This window comes from Bradyrhizobium sp. PSBB068 (genome assembly GCA_016839165.1).
Classification (GTDB): Bacteria; Pseudomonadota; Alphaproteobacteria; order Rhizobiales; family Xanthobacteraceae; genus Bradyrhizobium.
In genome coordinates this window covers 161,834-184,422 of the sequence record CP069300.1, presented here as the reverse complement: position 1 = coordinate 184,422, position 22,589 = coordinate 161,834, and the positions used below count along the sequence as shown (strand labels likewise).

The 22,589-nt window shown below is 65.3% G+C and carries 16 protein-coding genes; 4 read left to right on the top strand and 12 right to left on the bottom strand.

What is annotated here, in order from left to right; genetic code table 11:
• Positions 1-5: 5 nt before the first annotated feature.
• From JQ507_00850 to JQ507_00825, 6 genes are all read right to left on the bottom strand, one after another.
• Entirely contained in the window at positions 6-1,226 is a 1,221-nt protein-coding gene (locus JQ507_00850; protein ID QRI70128.1) for an MFS transporter, read from the bottom strand.
• Between the two features lie 224 nt (positions 1,227-1,450).
• On the bottom strand, positions 1,451-2,251 hold the full coding sequence (locus tag JQ507_00845; GenBank protein ID QRI70127.1) for a CarD family transcriptional regulator: 801 nt from the start codon (positions 2,249-2,251) through the stop codon (positions 1,451-1,453).
• Between the two features lie 419 nt (positions 2,252-2,670).
• Positions 2,671-3,009: a ferredoxin family protein gene (locus JQ507_00840; protein ID QRI70126.1), complete on the bottom strand. Its 339-nt coding sequence runs from the start codon at positions 3,007-3,009 to the stop codon at positions 2,671-2,673.
• A 195-nt stretch (positions 3,010-3,204) separates the two neighbouring features.
• On the bottom strand, positions 3,205-3,489 hold the full coding sequence (locus JQ507_00835; protein ID QRI70125.1) for an RNA-binding S4 domain-containing protein: 285 nt from the start codon (positions 3,487-3,489) through the stop codon (positions 3,205-3,207).
• 19 nt (positions 3,490-3,508) lie between these two features.
• Entirely contained in the window at positions 3,509-7,051 is a 3,543-nt protein-coding gene (locus JQ507_00830; protein ID QRI70124.1) for a helicase, read from the bottom strand.
• Positions 7,052-7,549: 498 nt separating this feature from the next.
• Positions 7,550-8,380, bottom strand: a complete 831-nt coding sequence (locus JQ507_00825) for a DUF3108 domain-containing protein (protein ID QRI73128.1) — start codon at positions 8,378-8,380, stop codon at positions 7,550-7,552.
• A 354-nt stretch (positions 8,381-8,734) separates the two neighbouring features.
• Between JQ507_00825 and rpmB the strand changes: the two genes are divergently transcribed.
• Positions 8,735-9,043, top strand: coding sequence for a 50S ribosomal protein L28 (gene rpmB / locus JQ507_00820; GenBank protein QRI70123.1), 309 nt, complete (start codon positions 8,735-8,737; stop codon positions 9,041-9,043).
• A 179-nt stretch (positions 9,044-9,222) separates the two neighbouring features.
• On the opposite strand, the gene JQ507_00815 is transcribed toward rpmB, so the two are convergent.
• Entirely contained in the window at positions 9,223-11,355 is a 2,133-nt protein-coding gene (locus JQ507_00815; GenBank protein ID QRI70122.1) for an RDD family protein, read from the bottom strand.
• Positions 11,356-12,298: 943 nt separating this feature from the next.
• On the opposite strand from JQ507_00815, the gene JQ507_00810 reads away from it, so the two are divergent.
• Positions 12,299-12,523, top strand: coding sequence for a hypothetical protein (locus JQ507_00810; protein QRI70121.1), 225 nt, complete (start codon positions 12,299-12,301; stop codon positions 12,521-12,523).
• 272 nt (positions 12,524-12,795) lie between these two features.
• On the top strand, positions 12,796-13,998 hold the full coding sequence (locus JQ507_00805) for an ABC transporter substrate-binding protein (GenBank protein QRI70120.1): 1,203 nt from the start codon (positions 12,796-12,798) through the stop codon (positions 13,996-13,998).
• A gap of 410 nt (positions 13,999-14,408) precedes the next feature.
• Here the strand turns inward: JQ507_00805 and JQ507_00800 are convergent, their stop codons facing one another.
• The 4 genes from JQ507_00800 to JQ507_00785 all read right to left on the bottom strand — a co-directional run bounded on the left by JQ507_00800 (position 14,409) and on the right by JQ507_00785 (position 21,245).
• Positions 14,409-15,371: an alpha/beta hydrolase gene (locus JQ507_00800; protein ID QRI70119.1), complete on the bottom strand. Its 963-nt coding sequence runs from the start codon at positions 15,369-15,371 to the stop codon at positions 14,409-14,411.
• 9 nt (positions 15,372-15,380) lie between these two features.
• Positions 15,381-17,171 carry an NAD(P)/FAD-dependent oxidoreductase gene (locus tag JQ507_00795; protein ID QRI70118.1) on the bottom strand — a complete coding sequence of 597 codons (1,791 nt, stop codon included), beginning with the start codon at positions 17,169-17,171 and terminating at the stop codon, positions 15,381-15,383.
• 87 nt (positions 17,172-17,258) lie between these two features.
• Positions 17,259-20,711 carry an acyl-[ACP]--phospholipid O-acyltransferase gene (locus JQ507_00790; protein ID QRI70117.1) on the bottom strand — a complete coding sequence of 1,151 codons (3,453 nt, stop codon included), beginning with the start codon at positions 20,709-20,711 and terminating at the stop codon, positions 17,259-17,261.
• 288 nt (positions 20,712-20,999) lie between these two features.
• Positions 21,000-21,245, bottom strand: a complete 246-nt coding sequence (locus tag JQ507_00785) for a hypothetical protein (protein ID QRI70116.1) — start codon at positions 21,243-21,245, stop codon at positions 21,000-21,002.
• Between the two features lie 52 nt (positions 21,246-21,297).
• Here JQ507_00785 and JQ507_00780 point away from each other — a divergent pair, with 52 nt between their 5' ends.
• Positions 21,298-21,918: a TetR/AcrR family transcriptional regulator gene (locus JQ507_00780; GenBank protein ID QRI73127.1), complete on the top strand. Its 621-nt coding sequence runs from the start codon at positions 21,298-21,300 to the stop codon at positions 21,916-21,918.
• On the opposite strand, the gene JQ507_00775 is transcribed toward JQ507_00780, so the two are convergent.
• On the bottom strand, positions 21,919-22,338 hold the full coding sequence (locus JQ507_00775) for a hypothetical protein (GenBank protein QRI70115.1): 420 nt from the start codon (positions 22,336-22,338) through the stop codon (positions 21,919-21,921).
• Between the last annotated feature and the right edge of the window lie 251 nt (positions 22,339-22,589).

Here is a 22,589-nt window from a genome sequence, read left to right as displayed (position 1 = left end):
CAGCATCAAGCAGCGCTCATGTTGAGCGCGCGGCGCGGCAGCAGCAGCGGGGTCAGGAGCATCAGCAGGCCACTGAGCGCAATCGCCGTGCGCACGCCGGCAAGGCCCGCCAGCACGCCCCACAGCGCCGTCAGCAGCGCGGTCATCGCCAGGCTCGAGATCGACCAGGCCGCCAGCATCCGCGCGGTCCGCTCCATTTCGATATGGCCGAGGCGATAGGCCGCCAGCACCGGATTGAAGACGCCGGCGCAGGTGACGAGGCCGAGCTGAAGACAGAGCACCACCACGATGCCGGCCGTGCCGCCAGGTATGAAGGCAAGGCCGAGCGACCAGCACGCGCGCAGCGCACCGGCAGCGAGCAGGATGTTGTGCTGCCCGAACCGCGCCGCCAGCACCGGCGCCAACCGTGCGCCGAGCAGCCCGCCGACGCAGGGCGCCCCGAAAGCGAGGCCGTATTGCCACGGCGCGAATGCGAGATCGCGGAGCATGAGCAGCGCCAGCGGCGGTGCCGTCGCCATGATCAGGCCATTGACCAGCACGGTGTTGAGGAACAGCGACCGCAGCACCGGATGTGCCAGGATGTATCGCCATCCCGCGAGCAGATCGGTCATGCTGTAGGACGGCGCCGCGCGCCGTGCGGGCTCCGGCTCGGTCGCGCCGATCGAACGAATTCCGGCCGCCGATAACAGGAAGCTGACGGCATCGGCGATCACGGTGACGACCGGACCGAACAGACCGATCGCGACGCCGCCGAGCGGCGGGCCGACCGCGGTCGCCATCCACATGGTGGATTCGAGCCGCGCGTTGGCGAGCACCAGATCCTCGCGCCTGACCAGGCTCTTCAGGCAGGCGCCGCTCGCTGCACGGAACGTGATGTCTGCGGCCGCCGCGATCACCGACACGATGACGAGCTGGATGAAGCTGAGCTGGCCGAGCGCGAATGCGATCGGGACGCTCATCATCGCGGCAAAGCGGATCAGGTCCATTGCGATCATCACCGGCCGCTTACGGCGGAATTCGACCCACGGCCCGAGCGGCACCGCCAGCACGGCACCGGCCAGCATCCCGACCGCAGCGAGTGCAGAGACCGCCGCCGGCCCGACATGCAGCACGAGGATTGCGATCAGCGGGAAGGCATCGAAGGCCAGTCGCGTGCCGAGCGACGAAACCGCGAACGCGGCCCACAGCGTGTCGAACCCGCGCCCCAGCGATCGTCCCGCAAGCATGCCGCGCCCCTTGCCGGCGCGATATCGCCGCCAGCGCGCCGCAAGAGGTCATGAGTCGCGGCGATCCGCCAAGCGGCAATTGCGCAAGGCTGCGTGGCGCGCGCGGAGCACAGTTCCGCGCTGCGCCGCTTGACGGAGGACCGTGGCGCGACGGAAGTCTGCTTCAGACAGCAAAAAGCCCGGTCTTGCGACCGGGCTTTTGTTTTTCAGTCCGTCGAACCCTTTCAGGCCGCCTCGTCCTCGACGGCGGTATCGTCGCCATCGTTGTCGAGATCCTCACCGTCGGCATCGCCCTCGGCGTCGCCTTCAGCAGATTCGGCCTTGGCGCCGCGGCGCGGGCTCTTGGCGAGCTGGCCTTCGATCTCCTTGATCGCCTCGGTCTCGGTCGAATGCTGGACCACGGCGATCTCGCGCGACAGACGGTCGAGCGCCGCTTCATAGAGCTGGCGTTCGCTGTAGGACTGCTCGGGCTGCGATTCCGAACGATAGAGATCGCGGACCACCTCGGCGATCGCGACGATGTCGCCCGAATTGATCTTCGCTTCGTATTCCTGGGCGCGGCGCGACCACATCGTGCGCTTGACGCGGGCGCGGCCCTTCAGCGTCTCCAGCGCCTTCTTGACCAGCGCCGGCTCCGACAGCTTGCGCATGCCGACATTGGCGACCTTCGCCGTAGGCACCCGCAGCGTCATCTTGTCCTTCATGAAGTTGATCACGAACAGCTCGAGCTTGGCGCCCGCGATCTCCTGCTCCTCGATGGCCAGGATCTGGCCGACGCCGTGAGCGGGATAGACGACGAATTCATTGGCCTTGAAGCCCTGACGCTGGGTCACGACCTTCTTCGGCTCCTCGACGCGCGGCGCGGCGGCCGGCTTGGCGGCAACCTTCGGAGCGGCGGCGGGGACGGCAGCCTTCGGAGCAGCCGGCTTCGGCGCAGCAGCAGCAGTTTTGGGGGCGACCTTCGCGGCGGCAGCGGGTTTCGCAGCCGTCGCCTTCGCGGCAGGCTTGGCAGTCTTTTCTGGCATCACGCTTCTTTTGTTCTTTGAGGACTTTGCAGCCGCCGCCTTCTTAGGCCCCTTCACGGACGCCTTGGCACGGCCCTTGGTTGCGCTGCGAGCAACGACAGCGGCTTTTTTCGTCGTCTTTGAAGCACTCTTTTTACGCGTTTTCTGTGACACAGCCTGCGCGCGGAAACTGCCACGCCCCTGTTCGATGTTGCGGGAACCTCGAAGCCACAAGGTACGCATGGCAGGGGGTTCTTGGCCTGTAATGTGCTGAATATAGCACATTTTCCGCAAAAATCAATGATTTACGCCCGATTCCGGGCATAACAGGGGATCCTCAGGTCATATGTCCGTCATTAGGGTTAAATCCGCGGCCGAACGGACGGCTGCGGCAGGCCAAGCCTGCCCTTATCGGGGTAGTCCCGAAGAGGTAAGGCGAATCAGTCGCCGCTGCCCGGATTCGGAGAAAAATATTTCTCGAACTTGCCTTCCTTGCCTTCCCACTCCTTGGCGTCTTCGGGCGAGTCCTTCTTCTGGGTGATGTTCGGCCAGCTCTTGGCGTAGTCGCGGTTGACCTCGAGCCACTTTTCCAGGCCCGGCTCGGTGTCCGGCTTGATGGCGTCGGCCGGACATTCCGGCTCGCATACGCCGCAATCGATGCATTCGTCAGGATGGATGACCAGCATGTTCTCGCCCTCGTAGAAGCAATCGACGGGGCAGACCTCGACGCAGTCGGTATATTTACACTTGATGCAGGCTTCAGTGACGACGTAGGTCATCCAAAACTCCGAAACGATCCACTTTTTCTGGGGTTGCGTAGCGCAGGAATACCGGAGCCGCAAGGGAAGCCGGCCCCGAAAAACACCTGCATTCTGGCGACCCTGCCAGCCGGTTTTGTTGGGAGCATGATCCTATCGCGCGTCCGGCCCCACAGTCCGGATCATGCTTCGGCCGAAATAACAGACGTGAGATAACTACTCCTTACCGGCTTGCAAATTGCTCCCTTGCAAATCCTCGTACAGCTCGCGCGCCGAACTGGCATCGCCGCGCCGCTCGGCAAAGCCGATCACCTTGAGCACCCGGACGCTGTTGTCGAGCGCAACGGTGATGACATCGCCCGGCTTCACCGCATGGCCCGGCGATTTCTCGCGCGTGCCGTTGAGGCGGACATGACCTGATGCGACGAGCTCGGCCGCGCTGGTGCGGGCCTTCACCACCCGCGCGTGCCACAGCCATTTATCGAGCCGCTGTCGATCCAAGCTTCAGACCAGGGTTGCACTATTCCTTCCGGCCGGCGAGCTGCTCCTTCAGGGCAGCGAGCTTGGCGAAGGGCGAGTTGGGATCGATCGGCCGGTCGCGCTCGCGCGGCGCACTCGAGGCATAGGGCCGGTGCGACGGTCCGCTCTCGCGTTTGTCGCGGCCGCCCTTGTCGCGGCCGCCGCGGTCACGATCACCGCGCTCGCCCTTGCGATCGCCGCCGCCGAACTTGTTGTCGCGGCGCCGCTCGTTGTTGTCGCGATCGCGACCCTTGCCTTCGAAGCCCTTGCCTTCGAAGCGCTCGCGGCGCTGGCCGCGGTCGTCACGATTATCCTGGCGATTGTCGCGCGCCGGTGCGCCGTCGGCAGGCGCGGCCGCGGCTGCGGTCGCATCGGCCGGTGCGCCGGGGCGCGGCGTGCGGAAATCCTGATGGCGGCGCGGACGGCGATGATGCTCGCGCTTCTCGCCCTCGCCGCCGCCTTCCGCGGCCTGTGCGCCCTCGGCGGGCTTGCCCTGGTGGCGGCCGCGGTTGCGGTCGTGACCGCCGCGATGATGCGGACGGCGCTCGTCGGAGCGGCCGCCGGGACGCCAGACTTCGACCAGTTGCGGCTCAGCCGGCGTCTCCGCTGGCGCAGGAGCGGCCTCGGCAGTTGCGGCCTCGGTGCCCGCGGTCTGCGCCGGTGCCTCAGCGGTGGCCCCGGACGGCGCCTCCGCAGCGGCTTCCACCGCAGGCGCAGCTTCGGAAGCGGGCACCTCGGCAACTGGCTGTTCGGCGAGAGCGGCAGGCTCCGCGGCAACTTCCGCCACGGGCTCGGGTTCGGGCCTGGTCTCGATCACGACCGGCGTCGCCTCGCTGGCGACGACCTCGGCGAAGCCGACGTCGGGCAGCAATGCGGCCGACGGCGCGGGATCGCCGGACACGACCTGATCCGTCGCAGCCTCCGGCGCATCGGCCGTGAGCTCGGCGGCGGCCTCGGCCGGCGCATCGACGGCGGCGTCAGAACCGGCCTCGACCGACGCTTCGGCAGCTGGTGCCTCGGTGGTCTCGGCGGCGACCGTCTCGGTGGCCTCGACCGGCGTGGCCGCGACGGGCTTCGGCGGCAACGGCGGACGACGGTCCATGCGGTAGCCGAGCGCGCGCAGGATCGAAGCAAAGTCTTCGCCGGCGGAGCCGGTCAGCGAGGTCATCGCCTGGGTCACGACAAAGCCGCGGCCGTCGAACGCACCGGCGGGCTTCTCGCCAGGCGAGGTCTCGCGCCAGGCCAGCGCCGGGCGGATCAGATCGGCGAGCCGCTCCAGGATGTCGACGCGCACCGCGCGCTCGCCGCACTGGCGATAGCCGAGCACGCGATAGCCATCGCGCGGCAGGGCCTTGTCGACCGGGAACGAGGTACGGCCGCTGGAGGCAAGATGCTGCACATTCGACAGCGCAGCCATGTCGACATTGCTCTGCTTCTCGGCCCACAGCAGCGAAGCCAGCGAGCGCGCCGCGGGCTTCAACAGTTGCGGGAAATAGATGTGGTAGGCGCCGAAGCGTACGCCGTATTTGCGCAGCGCCGCGCGCGAGGGCTGGTCGAGATCCTTCATCTCGGCCGCGATCTTGGTGCGCTCCAGCACGCCGAGCGCCTCGACCAGCTGGAAGGCGATGCCGCGGGCGATGCCCTGCAGATCCTCGGCCTTGGACAGTTCGAACAGCGGCCCGAGCAGCTTCTCGATATGCGTCTTGAGCCAGAGGTCGAGCCTCGTCTGCACCGCCTCGCGCGAGGCGCCGGTCAGCCGCTCGTCGGAAATGATGCGCAGCCGCGGATGCAGCGCGTCGTCGGCGGCGACCAGCTTGGCGACCGCATCGCCGGTCCAGCGGATGGTGCCGTCGGAGGTCAGCACGAACTGCTCGTCGGGCGCCGCACCCAGTTTCTCCGCGCGCGCATCGATCTCGCGCGCCAGCACCTGCTGGGCGGCGGCTTGCAGCGCCTTGGCGTCGCTGCCGGCCTCGGCCGCATCAGGTGCGAAGGTGAAACCATCGAGCCGGCCGATCGCATGGCCTTCCACGATCACTTCACCGGTCTTGCCAATTTCCGTATTCAAAACTGAGTTCTCCCGCAGGCGGCGCATCAATACACTGGTCCGCCTGTCAACGAAACGCTCCGTGAGCCGTTCATGCAGCGCATCGGACAATTTATTTTCGAGCTCGCGCGTGATCCCCTGCCAATGGTCCGGGTCGTAGAGCCAGTCCGGCCGGTTGGCAACAAAGGTCCAGGTCCGGATCTGCGCGATCCGGCCCGATAGCGTGTCGATATCGCCGTCGGTCCGGTTGGCCTGGTCGACCTGGGCCGCAAACCATGCGTCAGGGATACGACCCTTTTGCATCAGGAAGCCGTACAGCGTGGTCACGAGTTCGGCATGGGCGGCCGGCGACAGCTTTCGGTAGTCCGGAACCTGGCAGGCCTCCCATAGCCGCTCCACGGCCTTCGGCCCATGCGCCCATTCGCGCACCTCGGCATCGCGTGCGACATGTTCGAGCACGCGCTGGTCCTCGGCGACCGGCGCTCGCGTCAGTGCCTCATGATTGGGCGCCTGCGCCAGTGACACCTGGAGCGCGCCGAGCGAGGAGAAATCCAGCCTGGCGTTGCGCCACTGCAGCATCTTGACGCTGTCGAAGGTGTGGTTCTGCAGCGCATTGACGAGCTCGGGCTCGAACGGCGCGCAACGCCCCGTCGTACCAAATGTGCCGTTGCGCGTCGCGCGCCCGGCGCGGCCGGCGATCTGGGCGAATTCGGCCGGCGTCAGCCGGCGGAATTGATAGCCGTCATACTTGCGGTCGGAGGCGAAGGCGACGTGATCGACGTCGAGATTGAGCCCCATGCCGACTGCGTCGGTGGCGACGAGGTAATCGACATCACCGTTCTGGAACATCGCGACCTGCGCATTGCGCGTGCGCGGTGACAGCGAGCCCAGCACCACAGCCGCGCCGCCATGCTGACGGCGGATCAATTCGGCGATCGCGTAGACTTCATCGGCGGAGAACGCGACGATCGCCGTGCGCCGCGGCTGCCGCGTGATCTTGCGGTCGCCGGCGAATTCGAGCTGCGACAGCCTCGGCCGCGTGATGATCGAGGCGCCCGGCAACAGCCGCTCTATGATCGGACGCATTGTCGCAGCGCCCAGCAGCAGCGTCTCGTCGCGGCCGCGGCGGTTGAGGATGCGGTCGGTGAACACGTGCCCGCGCTCCAGATCGGCGGCGATCTGGATCTCGTCGACGGCGAGAAAGGATACATCGAGATCGCGCGGCATCGCCTCGACCGTCGAGACCCAGAAGCGCGGCGCCTTCGGCTTGATCTTCTCCTCGCCGGTCACCAGCGCGACATTGTCGACACCGGCGCGATCGACGATCTTGTTGTAGACCTCGCGCGCGAGCAGCCGCAGCGGGAGGCCGATGAGGCCCGACGAATGCGCCAGCATGCGCTCGATGGCGAGATGCGTCTTGCCGGTGTTGGTCGGGCCCAGCACCGCGGTGACACCAGCACCGGGCACGCGGTCATTTCCGAACGAAGTTGAGAAAGCCATATTTTGCAGGTGTTTCTTGTTGCGGCAGCCGACTGTCTGTCAGCCGTCATTGCGAGGAGCGAAGCGACGAAGCAATCCATCCATCCGCGCATACCCGAAGCATGGATTGCTTCGCTTCGCTCGCAATGACGGAAAAGCAGTCATGGACACCATCTGAGGCCGAATCTGTCTCACAATGCGACGCTTTCCGCGCCGTTCTTAAGCTTCGGAACGAGTCTAGAACGAATCGCGGCCGAATCGGTGACTCCATTCCAGGCCTGAAACGTTCACCGCAACATCTCGGGTAGGCTGACGGCGGCGGCACTAGATCAAGTTTGAGAGGGCTCCACAAGCAGGGGATATGCGGACTGAATTCCTTAAGTTCCAGGGGTGGCCGAGTCGAATCAGAACCGGGCAAGAGTCAACCGGATTCCATGACGTTTGTTGCATGCCGTGGCCGTGGCGCTCGCGCAGCGCCTCCGAAGCACCCTCTCCCACAAGGGGGGAAGCGAAGAGAGGCTACTGCGTCTTCGCCACGCGCGGCGGCGCGGCTGTGGTGACGAACGAGGTCGCTTCCAGCATGGCCTGGCCGAGCGGAGTCGGGATCGTCATGCGGAACGGCACCAGCAGGCGGGTGCCCGCGATCGGCACGAAGGCGATCTCGATGTTGCGCTGGGCGGCGAGGTATTTGATCACGGGGCGATCCGGGATGTAGCCCGAGACCGGCACGAAATAGAGCGCGCAGACCAGCGCCGGGCCGTGATAGCCGCGCTCCGCCTTGACGATCTCGACCCGCTTGAAATCGAGCTTGAGGTCGTAACGCATGCGGCCGTCGAACACGCCGGCGCCGGTGCGGCAGACATCCGGGCTCATCAGTTCGGCATTGCCGGGCGCACGCAGGAACGAGCCGGTCATCGGATCGAACACGTTCTTCTTCTGCGCGTCCGACACCGGCAGGCGGTCGGCATCGACAGGCGGCTCCGGCTCGATCGAAGATTCCTTGATGCCGCCATTGGCCAGCACCATCCGGATCGTCTCTGACTTCTTCGAGGTGGTGGTGGTCGCGGTGTAGGAGGCGGCCACGAGCGAACCGTTGACGACGCGGCCCTGCGAGGTGCCCGAGCCGCTGCCGCCCGAAAACGCCTTCAAGAGGCCCGCGGTGCCGCCCTGGGCCGAGGCCGAGAAGGTGTCGTCGCCGATTTCGATGGTCCAGCTGCCCTTGCCGACCGAGATACCGGCGAGCGTTGCCTCATACTGGGCATCGAGCCGCCCCTGCGCGTTGGCGCGCTCGGCGCAAAACAGCAGCAAGGCACCCGCGCACAGGCCGAGCAGCCGGCCGAGCGGGGGCAAAATGGCAATGGCGGTGGTCACTTAACCTACCTGACGGTCCTGCTATCGGCGCTCTGTTCGCTGTCCATCGGGACGTTCAATTCGGCCGGACAACGTGCGCATCTCTTATGGAACCAAGACTTGCAGCCGAATACGCCCTTTATATGGTTGCCATTTCAGCCGTTAAGTGGCTGGAACGGCTTATGAACCGGCATTCTCCGATACCGCCATGCGGCGATATAATCTTGACGGTTGGGCGATCTCCCCCTATACACCCGCGGTTCCTGGAAAATGGACGCGAATTCAAAACCCCCGCGCGGGCCGTGTGATTGCACGCCTGGCAGAGCGGCGGGGATGCAATAAGGATTTTGTAAGATGTCCCGGCGCTGCGAACTGACGGCCAAGGGCCCCCAGACGGGCCACAAGGTGAGCCACTCGAATATCAAGACCAAGCGGCGCTTCCTGCCGAACCTGGCCAACGTGACCTTCATCTCGGATGCGCTCGGCCGCAACGTGCGCCTGCGCGTCTCGACCAATGCCCTGAAGAGCGTCGACCACAATGGCGGCCTCGACGCCTACCTGCTCAAGGCCAAGGCCGACGTGCTCTCGCCCCGCGCCCTCGACCTGAAGCGCGCGATCGAGAAGAAGGTCGGCAAGCCGGCCCCGGTGAAGAAGGCGAGCTGAGCGAGCTGCGAGAGCGGAATTCGCGAAGAGAGTTTTGAAACGGCCGGGTCGATGACCTGGCCGTTTTTGTTTTCCGCCTGTCCTTTGCGAGACGCGCGCATGGAAGCGTGCAAGCGACGCTTCCCGTTTCGCCGGTTTCGGCAAGGCAAAGCGCTCCACCATCGAACCGATACGTCGCTCTATTCTTTCTTCTCTCCCTCGGCATCCTTCGCGGCCGGCGTCGGCCATGCCGGCTTGGTCGGAAACGGCTGCATCCATACGCGCTCGGTCTGATAGGTCCCGGATTCCAGATGCAATGGCGGGCCGGGCGTCGGGAAAGCGTGGCCCGTGCCCGCCGCGGCAGGCGGCGTAGCCGGCGCCGGCGGTGCGGCAACCGCGGCGTTGCTTGCCGCCGCGGATGTCTGTGGCATCGCCGTCGCGGGCGGCTGGTTGCCGCTCGCTGGATTGTTCGCAGGTGGCGGCGGCGCGTAGAGCCGTGTCACCACCTTTTCACGCAGCAGTTCGTCCTTGTCGGGGTACCACATGCCGCTCGGCGGCGTCTTCATGGCGCGCTCGGCGAAGCTGCGGCTAAGGCCGAAGCGCTGCAGGCGCGCGATCTCCCGTTCGATCGAGGAGCTGCGATCGGCCGCGGTCATGCCACGAAATGAAGCCTGGTGAAATCCGAGCTTGCCGCCGCCTGTGAACAGTCCGCGCTCCTTGCCGCCGAGAAACACCACCGTGCAGGCGGAGACACAGGTGTCCTTGACGAAGGTCGCAAGTCCGCGCGCCTTGATCAGGTCGGCCATCTTCTGCGCCTCGTTCATACGCCCGCCGATCGAATTGAGCCGGACCACCTTGAGGTCACTCATCGCGTTGAGGAAGCCCTCGAGCTCCTTGGCGACACCGAAGGTTATGCCGCCCGAGAATTCCAGCATCTGGCCGTTCAACAGCACGCGGAACTGGTGCGGCCCGAGGCGGGTGTCGCCGGAGACGATCTCGTAGACACCAGCGATCTGCGGCGCCGCGACGAACAGGCAGCTATAGGCGAGGTACGCCACGCCGAGTGCGGTGGTGACCTTGGCCGCACCGCCCCAGAACGACTTGCCAAGCGCCCGGTAGCGCGAGGCCGAACGCCAGACGCCGACGGTGACCCAGATCCGCAACAGCACGATCGACGCCCAGATCGCGATCACCGAGCCCAGCCACAACGCCGGATACTCGCTGCCGCGCTCGTAGAGCAGATGGCCGACCACGGCAATCGCAACGCCGAGGCCGGCGCCGAGCGCGGTGCCGTTGACCCAATAGGAGACCGGCAGCGACAGCTCGCCGCGCCAGTGCCGCACGAAGTAATTGGCCGGCCGCGGCAAGGGCGGAGGAAGCACGACGGCTGGCGGCGGCGCAGCTGCGCTCGGCTGGGCAACGCCCAATGCATCGGCAGCAGCCTGCTCGGGCCCGTCGAAAAGAGCAGCTTCGACTTGACCCGGCGTGACGTCCGGCAATGACGGCGGCAGCAACGGTGGCATGGCCGCGGCCCGCATCACGGCACCGGCGCCATCGGTCCGCAGCACGCTGGTCTGCGCAAAGGAATCGTAGAAGGCATCCTTGCGATAGATCACGTTATGCAGCGCGATCAGGGCGCCGATGCCGCCGCACACCGTGGGCAGGATCAACGCCATCCACCAGGCCTCGCCGAGCGGCACGATGTGCACCCCGGACAAGGACAGCAGCACCGGCTCGACGGCGTAGGGTGCGAGCGGCAACGCCTGCATCAGATAGCGGCGCACCACCGCGCTCGATGATGGCGGACGCTGCCCGCTCGCGGCGTCAGTCAGGCGAAGACCGAGCAACCGGCGACCCGGCGTGCCGCCCCGGCGATCGAACAGCAGGCGCAGCACGAAGAACAGCGGCAGCCAGAACAGGCCGAGGATCGGTTGCTCGACCGGTTTGCCCTCGACATCGCGCAGGAAGGTGATTTGCTTTCTCGTGGTGAGGACGCCGTTTTGCGTGACCTGCACCAGGTTCAGCGCCCGTGCCGACGTCAGCTGAAACAGGCCCTGCCGGCAATCGACGATCGTGGTGGGGACGAAACCTGCCGGGACGTCGAAGCCTTGGGGGACGGCCTTGAGCTGATCGCAATACAGCAGCATGAAGCCGCCGGGAAACTGCACGCGCCCGCCGGTCGCGGGATACAGGGCGAACGCCAGCACCTGGAGCAACAACGTTGCGATGGCGATGTCGATCGCGAACGCCGTCACGCGGCGCCAGAACCCACCGCGTTCGCGCGCCACGCCGTTGACGAATTCAAGCGGGGGATCGGTCGCAAGGTCACTCAAGACAAACTGCCAAACAATATCGGCCCACCCGGAAGCCTGCCCGCATCCCACAACATGCCCGAATACGCGGCAGTCGCATCGTGCCGAAGTTCGGTTGCCGTGACAAGCCGTTGCAACTGCCCGTCATTCCGCGATGCTCAAGGCTTGCAGCCGACCCGCGCCAAACCGCGAATTTCGCCCGCCTTTTCGACGCGACACCCCCTGTCCGGTCCGTACAAAGAAAATGTTCCTATTTCTCGACCACTCACGGGTACAAGCAGCGCGTCCCGCCTCCTCTGAGAGGGGCATATCGCGATCGTCACGAACGTGGAGGCGGATGCGGTGGACGCGGAGTGCACGCAAGACAAGCGCGCCGCACGCAAACGCGGCGCGAGTGGATTCTCCTCTACATCAATCAGTGAAGAGCAAGACAATCTACCGTCTCGCGACGGGAGAGATGGTTGCTTCCCGCCTTCGCTAAAGCCTCCGCCAAGCGGCTCGACGGACGAGACCGCCTGACAAGCCCGGTTACTCTCTGCCGAACACGCCCGTTGCCACCTGCTGCCAATGACAGCGGTGTCATCGCTCGCCACAGCACGAATCTATTTTGATGCGCTGTCCGTGCGTGAAGAAACGCTTAACGCGTACGCCTCTCCCAGTTCAGAAACCCTATAAATCAAGGCAAAACGGCCTTCTCGCGCCGGCATTAATCACAAACTCATTCGCATCATCACGAGCGCATGAGGCGCATGCAAAACGCCACGATCTCTTCCAGATGTTAGTGTGCAAACAAGCCGTCCGACACGATTCCGATTCGATGCGGCCAAGCTGCGCGGCTCGAAATCCGTGAAGGACATCACGGACGGTACAACTGATTGTGAGGCATGTGCGCCGCACTCTTGGGAACAAGCCTGGCCGTTCTTATGTCAGGTCCAAAGAACGACCCCGATAAAGGAATTGATCAATGCAAGTTCGCGCAGCCGATACGCGCGGAAGACTGATGCCTGCGATCGCGACCGCCGCCGTGGCGGTGCTGGCGACCGCGGTCCTCGTCATCCTCGAATTCAACCCGCCCCGCAATGTGTTGAAGGGCGAGCCGGGCATGATCACCTCCGCCGCCGCCAACCGCGCCGGCGCCACCGTGCTGCCGACCGACCCGGTCACCACCGGCAGCGTGCGCTATCGCTGAGGGCGCTATCTCGTCATCGTCGTCCCGGCGAAGGCCAGGACCCATTACCCCGGCTATTTGTGTGATGCGACGCTGGGGCAACATTCCGCGTAACGGCAAACATTAGTCGTTATGGGTCCCGGCTCCCGTGCGCAATTGCGCACTAGGCCGGGACGACGGCAATAGCCGCATTTTCGCATCCCTGCCCCGGCGTCTCCCCACAAGCCCGCCCTTCTCGACCTGCGTAAGCTCTCCCGCGCGAACAAAACAAAAAAGCCGCAGGGAGGCTCACGATGAGATGGAAGGCCATCACAGCCGCAGCGCTTGTGCTCGCGACGCAGGCTCAGGCCGCCGAGAAGAAATACGGACTGGGGGCCAGCGACACCGAGGTCAAGCTCGGACAGACCTCGCCATTCTCCGGCGCGGCATCGGCCTACAGCGTGATCGCGAAGACCCAGGCCGCCTACTTCAAAATGATCAACGACCGGGGCGGCGTGAACGGGCGCAAGATCAATCTGATCACGCTCGACGACGGCTATTCGCCGCCGAAGACCGTGGAGCAGACCCGCAAGCTGGTGGAGCAGGAGGAGGTTGCCGCGATCCTCAATCCGCTGGGCACGCCGACCGGCCTTGCCGTGCGCAAATATCTCAACGACAAGAAAGTGCCGCAGCTGTTCGTCGGCGCCGGCGCCACGCTGTGGGGCGACTATCAGCATTTTCCATGGTCGATCGGCTTCCAGCCGTCGTACCAGGCCGAGACCGCGGTCTATGCCAAGTATGTGCTGACCAACAAGCCGGACGCGAAGATCGCGCTGTTCTACCAGAACGACGATGCCGGCAAGGATTACGGCAACGGCTTCAAGAAGGGGCTGGGGCCGGACAACACCGCCAAGATGGTGGTGGCGGAAGCCACCTATGAATCGACCGACCCGACGGTCGACAGCCAGATCGTGAAGCTGAAGGCCTCCGGCGCCAACGTGCTGTTCATGCACGCGATCCCAAAGCAGGCGGCGCAGGCTATCAAGAAGATCGGCGAGATCGGCTGGAAGCCCGACATGTTCTTCCTCGCCGCGACCTCGACCTCGGTGTCCTCGGTGCTGAAGCCGGCCGGCTTCGAACACTCCAAGGGCATCATCTCGTCCTACTCGCTGAAGGATCCGAACGATCCGCAGTGGAAGGACGATCCCGATGTGATCGCGCTGAAGACGTTCATGAAGGACTATTTCCCCGACGGCAATCTGCAGGACCAGCTGATCGTCTACGGCTATGTAGTGGCGGAGGCGACGGTGCAGGTGCTCAAGCAATGCGGCGACGACCTCACCCATGAGAACATCATGAAGCAGGCCGCCAACCTCGACATCGCGCTGCCGATGTTCCTGCCCGGCATCAAGGTGAAGACGTCGCCGACCGACTATTTCCCGGTGGAGGCGATGCGGCTGCAGAAGTTCAACGGCGAGACCTGGCAGCTGTTCGGCGACACCATCGGGAACGATTGAGGGGGTTGCTGAGGCGGAAGTTGTAGAACGCAAAACCACCCACATCGTCGTCCCGGCGCAGGCCGGGACCCATAACCACCGTAGCCTGTCGTTGCAGCGGGCTGCGGCCCCAGCGTCGCGCCAAACATCCAATCGGGGTAATGGGTCCCGGCCTTCGCCGGGACGACGGAAGTTAGACTCCCTTCGTCAACCAATACCAGGACGACGCGGAAACGTCAGTTCAGACGCACGCAAATGCCATATGTACCCCTGGGGCGCACACGCGTGCCAGATTTCGGAATATTAGAAATATAACCCTGAGTTGCCCGACGCGTCAAGTCACCTGAAGGAACGCCCCGGGCTACCGCCGGCTCCTTTGCATGGGGTTGTTTTCACAGTTTTGGTAACGCGCGCCGCCCCGCGGGGAGGAGTTACACCCCCTTCTCCAACAACACCTTGAAATCGGCTCGCGCGCGCTGCGCCTCGGCGCGCGCGGCGGCCGAGGCGTCGCCGAGGCCGAAATAGCCGTGAATGAGGCCATCGCCCGTGTGATAGGTCACAGGCACGCCGGCCGCCTGCAATGCCCTCGCATAGGCATGGCCCTCGTCGCGCAACGGGTCGAACCAGGCCGTGGTGACGACCGCCGGCGCGGCACCCTTGAGGCTCGTCGCGCGCAGCGGCGAAACGCGCCAGTCGGTGCCCAGCGCGGGGTTCGCGAGATAATGGCCGCAGAACCATTCCATCACCGCGCGTGACAGGAAGTAGCCCTCGGCATTCTCGGCGCGCGACGGGAATTTGGCATTCTCCGCGGGATCGGCGAAATTGCCGACCACGTCGGTGACGGGATAGACGAGCAGCTGCCCGGCGAGCGCGATGCCGGCGTCGCGGCAGGCGAGCGCTGCGGTCGCGGCAAGATTGCCGCCGGCGGAATCGCCGGCGACGCCGACGCGGGAGAGATCGCCGCCGAATTCGCTGATGCGCCCCACCACGTCGCGGACCGCGGCGAACGCATCCTCGAACGCGCCGGGAAAGCGCGTCTCCGGCGGGCGGCGGTAATCGACCGAGATCACGACAGCGCCGGTCTCGATCACGAGGTTGCGGGCCTGGCGATCATGGGTCTCGAGATCGCCGGCGACCCAGCCGCCGCCATGGAAGAAGATCACGGTCGGCGCCGAGCCGCGGCCGTTGCGGTAGAGCCGAGCGGCGAGCTTGCCGCCGGCGCCCTGCACCTCGATGTTGCTGGCGACATCGACCGGCGGTGGCGGCACCGCGGCGCGCGCATCGGCCAAAGCGCGCAGCGAGTCACGCGCGCTCTGCGGCGTCATGGTGGTGGGATCGCGCAGCGGCAGCAGCGGAATGATGTTGGCAATGACGGCATCGAGCGGGAGCGGCATGGGGGTCCTTCAGTTCGCGTGCTTGCAGTTGAATGATTTGGAAAGCGTGCCGGCTTCGATCGCGGCGATCTGCAGCGCGATGAAGCGGCTGTAGATGCGGGCCTGCGAGAAGGCGCCGCCAGTGAACCAGAGGCCGGGCTGGGGTGTGCGCGTCCACATGTTGCGCAGCTCCTGCGTCGCCTCGTCGAAGCCCCAGACCCGGCCGACGCGCGCGGCGACATCCTCGCCGAACAGTCGGCCGACGAGATGGTCGGGGCCCTTGTAGCCGGTGGCGAGCACAAACAGCTCGGCCGCGAGCGTCTTGCCGCCCTTCAGCGCGAGGCCATCGGCGGTGAAGCCGGTGATGTCGGCGGCCTGGATCAGGCGGATCTTGCCGTCGGCGATCAGCTCGGAGCAGCCGACGTTGAAGTAGTAGCCGCCGCCGCGGGAGCGGAATTTCAGCGGCCAGCCGGTGCCGTCCTCGCCGAATTCGAGCCGGAAGCCGGCGCGCTCCAGCCGCGACAGCAACGGCGCATCGAGCCGCTTCACCTCGTCGGTGATGATCTTGTGCGCGACCTTCATGACCGGCAGCGGCACGCCGGAATTGAGGATGTCGCGCACCTCGATCGGCGGGCCGTCGCCGAGATAGGTCCTGTCGTAGAGCTGTGCCGGCTCGACATTGACCACCATGGTCGGGCTGCGCTGGACCATGGTGACGTCGGCGCCGGCAGCGTGCAGCTCCTGGCAGATGTCATGCGCGCTGGTGCCGGTGCCGAACACGACGACCGAGCGGCCTGCCCATTCGCGCCCCGCCGCGAATTGGCTCGAATGCAGCACCTTGCCCTTGAAATTCTCGATGCCAGGGATGGTGGGGATATTCGGCGTGCCGCTGACGCTGGTCGCGAGCACGATGTGCTTCGGATGCAGCGTGCGCGGGCCATCGCTCCGTTGCAGCGTCACCGTCCAGCGTTGCATGGCATCGTCATAGCGCGCGCCGTCGAACGAGGTCTCGGTCCAGAAGTCGAGCTCCATGATGTCGACATAGCTTTCCAGCCAGTTCGCGATCTTGTCCTTCGGGATGTAGTCCGGGAAGGTCGGCGGGAACGGCAGGTAGCGAAACAGATTGACCGGCGTCTTGTTGTGCAGCTTCAAGCCGCGATAGCGCAGCCGCCAATTGTCGCCGATGCGCCGCTCGCGATCGACGATCAAGGCGTCGAGCCCGATCCGCTTGCACTCGACCGCGGCCGCGATGCCGGCATGGCCGCCGCCGACGATCAGCACGTCAGGCTCGCGGTCGGCATAGGCGCGCGAGGCATGGCGCTGCTCGAGCCAGTCGGGTGCGGCGAAATCGCGCGCATGGGATTGTTCGGCGGTGTGCCCGGCGCGCGCGTCGCAGACGCGATCGAAGTCGAGCATGGTGGAAAACGTCCACGCCGCGGAATTTCCATCGACGTCTGGAAGCAGGCGGATCGCGCCAGTGCCCGGCCCGTTCGACGTGTCGAAGGTAAAAACGGCCTCGATCACCTCCCGTCCGGCCACCACGGCGCGTCGCGGTATCAAGGCACGGCCATCGAGACGGAATCCAGTGGCGTTCACCGAGGCGACGCGGGCCAGCAGCTCGGCAACGACGCCTTGCCGCCCACTGAATGTCGCAAAATGCCAGGAAATACCGAAGATATTGCGCCAGTGGCTCTCGGGCGCGAACAACGCGGTGAGAGCATGAGCGGAGCGGCCGGCAAGCGCCGCATCGAGCGCGCCGATCCAGCGCTCGGCGATCAGTTCAGGCGCGTCCTCGGTAGCCGGGTTCAGTTTGTCCAGCATGATCGTGCTTTCTCGGGAGCAGTTGCCGTCTATCTGACAACATGCTCCCGAAAAGCACAACCATCCTGCCAAGACTCATGCCAGGACTCATGCAACGTGTTGCTGCAGCGACTCCGGCTCGGGCTCGTCGCCGGCGGGCTCGGACTGCGTCGCAGGCGCTGTGGCGAGTTCCTTGGCCAATGCCGTCGCTCCAACATAGTCGGTCTTGCCGGTGCCGAGCAGCGGCACCTTGTCGACGACGCGGATGTCGGCAGGCACCGAAAGCTCCGAGGCGCCGACGCTCTTGGCCTGGCGCTGCATCGCGGCGCGGTCGGCATTCCTCTCGGTGGTGAGCAGCACGATGCGCTCGCCCTTGCGTTGATCGGGCAGCGTCACCGCAACCGACATCGCCTGCGGCCACAGCGCCGATGCCATCGCCTCCACTGCGGAGAGCGAGACCATTTCGCCCGCGATCTTGGCGAAGCGCTTGGCGCGGCCCTTGATCGCGATGAAGCCCTGCGCATCGACCGTGACGATGTCGCCGGTGTCGTGCCAACCATCGGGCAGCGGCTCCAGCACGCCGGGATTCTCGACACGGAGATAGCCGATCATGACGTTCGGCCCCTTCACCGACAGCCGGCCGCCCTCCTCGATGCCGGGGACCGGATCGAGGCGGTACTGCATCAACGGCGAAATCCGGCCGACGGTGCCTTGGCGGTTGGCCATCGGCGTGTTCATCGCGAGCACCGGCGCGGTCTCGGTGACGCCGTAGCCCTCGAGGATGCGAATGCCATAGCGCTCCATATAGACCTGCCGCGTGCGCTCCTTCACCGCTTCCGCGCCGGCGATGACGAGCCGCAGCGTGCGGAAATCATAGGCATGCGCCGAGCGGGCGTAGCCGGTGAGGAAGGTGTCGGTGCCGAACAGGATGGTGGCGCCGGTCTGGTAGATCAGCTCGGGCACGATCCGGTAATGCAGCGGCGACGGATACATGAAGATCGGGATGCCGCCGAGGATCGGCATCATCATGCCACCGGTCAGGCCGAACGAGTGGAATACCGGCAGGACATTGAACACCTTGTCGTTGGCATTGGCATCGACCCGCGCCAGCGCCTGCGCTGCGTTGGCGAGGATGTTGCGGTGGGACAGCACGACGCCCTTCGGCGTGCCTTCCGAACCCGAGGTAAACAGGATCACCGCGGGATCATTCGCGCTTCGCGCAATGCGCGGCGCGATGCCGGCGCGGAAGCCCGCAATCTTGTCGGAGAGGCTGATGCCGGCTCTGACATCCTCGAGATAGATCACGCGTGCCTGGCCGGCCATCGCCGCGATCAGCTTGTCGAGCTTGCCCTTCTCGATGAAGGCCTGCGAGGTCAGCACGGTCTTGACCTGCGCCGCCTTCATCGCGGCCAGCACGTTGACCGGCCCGGCCGAGAAGTTGAGCATCGCCGGCACGCGGCCGATGGTCTGCAACGCCATGAACACGACAGCAACGCCGGCCGAATTCGGCAACAGCACGCCGACATTTTCGCCTACCGAGGTCCCCTGCTCGAGCTTGCGGCTCAGAACCTGCGCCCCGAGGATTAGCTTGCGATAAGTCAGCTTGGTGCCGAGCGCGTCCTCGATAACAGGCTTGCCGGTGTCGCGGTCGCGATAGGCATGGCCGAGACCTTCGAACAGCGTCTGGTCGAGCATCGCGTTCTGGACCATGGCATCGATCATGACGTCCTGCAGCGCGGCGCCGGCGGCGTTGCGGCGCGCCTTGCCCCTCAGCGCCTGGTCGACCGGCAGCTTCACCGGCGGCAGGATCGAGATCGTCACCTTGGGAAACCAGGAGCGCTTGATCTCGCCGTTCTTGAGATAGCTGAGATGCGAGCGCTGCGCGCCCTCGATGCGGACCGGAACGACCACCGCATCGGCCTTGTCGGCGATCATCGCGGTGCCGTCATAGACCTTCATCAGCGAACCGGACACCGTGATGCGGCCTTCCGGGAAGATCACGACCGGCTCGCCGGCGGCGACCAGCTTGATCAGGTCGCGCGCAGCCAACGGCTTCGACGGGTCCATCGTGTAGTGCTTGATCATCTTCAGGAACGGCTTGGCCCACCACGCCTTGGCGATGCCGGTGTCGACGGCAAAGCTGGCGTCGATCGGCAGCATGGCATGCAGCAACGGACCGTCGACCAAACTGACGTGATTGGGCGCGATCAGCATCCGCGTGCCGGCGGGCGGCAGGTTCTCCATGCCGCGCACTTCGAGGCGGAACAGCGCGCGGAACAGCAGCGCGCCGAAATCGCGGACGCCCTCCTTGCCCCACTTGGTCAGCACGAACCAGACGGTGCCGAAGCTCGCGATCGCAAGGCCGAAGAAGATCCAGGCGATCGGCAGACCGGTAGCCTGCAGCGCGCCGACGAACACCGCGCCGGCAACCATGAAGCCCGCCTGCAAAATGTTGCCCGCAGCGATGATGCGGGCGCGCTCGGACGGCGCGGTCCAGGCCTGCACGGCGGCAAACGACGGCACCACGAACAGGCCGCCGCCGAAAGCGAACAGGAAGAAGTCGGCCAGCATGCGGAAGCCACCGAACGAGGTCGCGAACGCAGCCGCGGTGACGTCCTTGCCGAGCGAGGTGGTGGCGATCGCAAGTGCGAGGTCTAGGCCGACCACGCCCATCACGATGGCGCCGATCGGCACCAGCGCGAGATTCGGCCGAACATGGCTGAGCTGCGCGGCGAACAGCGAACCGGCAGCGATGCCGATCGCGAACACCGCGAGGCACAGCGTGACCACGCCCTCGGTGCCGCCGACGCCCTCCTTGATCAGCGCAGGCAGCAGCGACAGCACGATCGCGCCGACCATCCAGAACCAGGACACGATCACCATGCCGTCCCACAGCCGCGGCTCGGCATAGAGCGACTTCAACAGGCGCACCGTCGAGGTCCACGGGTTCTTGGTAATGGCAAGCTCAGGCGCGGAAGGCTGTGTCACCGGAATGCGCGACGCAAACCCCCAGGACAGCACCGACAGGCCGACCACGGCGGCGCAGATCCAGCCCATATGGCTGGCACCCGCGACGAACAGCCCGCCCGCGATGGTGCCGATCAGGATCGCCATGAAGGTCGCGCCCTCGACCAGTGCGTTGCCGGTCGCAAGTTCGGACACCGACAGTTGGTCGGGCAGCACGGCATATTTCACCGGCCCGAACAGCGCGGCGACGATGCCGAACAGCGCCAGCGCAATGAACAGCAGCGGGATCGAATGGGTGAAGAAACCGGCGGCGGCGAAAGCCGCGGCGAAGATCTCGAAGAACTTCAGCCGGCGGGCGACGATCGATTTGACGTAGCGGTCGGCGAGTTCACCGCCGAGTGCCGACAGCACGAAGAACGGGAAGATAAACACCGCACCCGCGAGCTGAACCAATGCCGGCCCCTGCTCGTTGGCGACGCCATACAGCAGCATGATGACCAGCGCGTTCTTCAGCACGTTGTCGTTCAAAGCAGAGCAGAACTGCGACCAGAACAGCGGCGCGAAGCGGCGGGACGTCATCAATTCCTTGATCATGACCGGTTCCTTGGGTTAGCGCGCACGGCGCTGGCAGGTCTGCGAATTGGTTGGGCAGAGAATGGGTGAACGGGGTGAAATTGACGGAAATGCCGCAGCCTTTAGTCTTTTCCGCAACGGTTCGGTTCGAACCGGCGCACATCCACACGCGCCGGGCCGCGGCGACATTGCCCGCCAGAGATGTATGAGACCTTATCCAGACCTGGGGTTGATCGATCTCGAGACCAGCTCGCGGCGACATGGTGAGTGCTTTGTTGAGGTTTCGGCGACAATTGCGGCCGGAGCGCTTCAGGTCAGTTCACGCAAGCCGCCGAACGGCGACCAGCTGCAGTTGCGCGACTTGCAGCGGCCGCCATGCTGTGCCGCCGGGCGCTCGGCGCGCCGCTGCTCCAGCACGCCCGCGACGTCGCAGGCACGGGCGATCCGCTCGATCGGCTCGGTCGCCAGCGAGTGGACGACGCGGCCAAAGCCCTTCACGAGCTCGATCGCATCATCGACGAAGGTGGTGGTCAGTTGAAGTGCTAGGGTCTGCATCTGAGTGGCCTCCTATGCCAACTTGAGCAACGCTCAAATTAGTAGCCTGAAAATGAACATTGTTCAAGAAGAATCACGACGGGACCGGAAAAAACTTCAGCGGCGAGCTCTGCTGATCGAGATCGCGCGTCGATATATCGCGATTAAAGGATTGAGATCATTGAAGGTTCGTGATGTCGCCGAGGCCGCCGGCTGCTCCATCGGCAGCGTCTATAACGAGTTCGGCGACTTCGACGGCCTGATCCTGACCGTGAACAGGGAGACCGTTCAGGCCCTGGCCGCGCGGCTCAAGGCCGTCCCGGCCGAGGATCCCCTGCGCCAGCTCCACGGGCTCGCGGACGCCTATCTCGGCTTCGCCAGCGAGCACGCCAATCTGCTGCGCTCGCTGTTCGAGCACCGGATGGAGGACGACCGGCCGTTTCCGGAGGATATCCTGGCGATGGTGATGGATGCGTTCGCGCTGATGCATGCGCCGCTGGTGCGGCTGTTGCCCGATCGCGATCCGAACGAGGTCGCGCTACTGTCGCGGATGATGTTCTCCGCGGTCCACGGCATCATATCGCTGGGCCTCGAGGAGCGGATGGTCGCGGTGCCGCCGGAGATGCTGCGCGAGCGGCTCACGCAGTTCGTCGACACGCATCTCGCCGGATTGGGCGTGGCGCGCGGCGCGTAATTACACCCGGGTGCGGGCGATCGTGCCGGCGACGATCTGCATGGCGACACCGAGCACCCAGCCGGCCATGATCGCCGCAGTCCAGCCGATATCCGGCTCGCTGCGCAGCACGACGACACCAACCGAGAAGAACGCCACCATGGTCGCCAGGAAAGTGCCGATCGCGCTGAGTAGTTCCGCCGCGTCGATCTTGCGCGTCGAGGCGCCGTCCTTCGGGTGGAAGAGCTTCGGCGGCGTGTCGATGCCGAGATAGAAGCCGATCGCGCCGCCCAGCATCATGATCAGCAGGAACGCCTGCGAGGTCAGCGCCGACACGCTCGAGCCGACATGGATGGCGACGAACAGACCGCTTGCGGCGCCCGCCAGGGCAAGGCCGAAGCGCTCCAGGATATGGGCAAATTTTCTGACGCGGCTGCGCATCGCTATGCCTCATCAAATGAACTGCGCCGTCGGTCAGGCTAGGCCTTTTCGTCACGTCGCGAAAGTCGTGACGCCTCACATGGCCGCGACCTCGTGATGCTTTTGGGCGCCGATTCACACCCAGCGCGGCATGGAATGATGATCGATCGATCCAAGGTAGCACTCGATCCCGTTGCTGCGGTGCTGTGCGATCCGCTTCATTCATTCCGGTGTCGGCGGCGGCTCTCCGGACAATGCACTGGGCGTAAGAT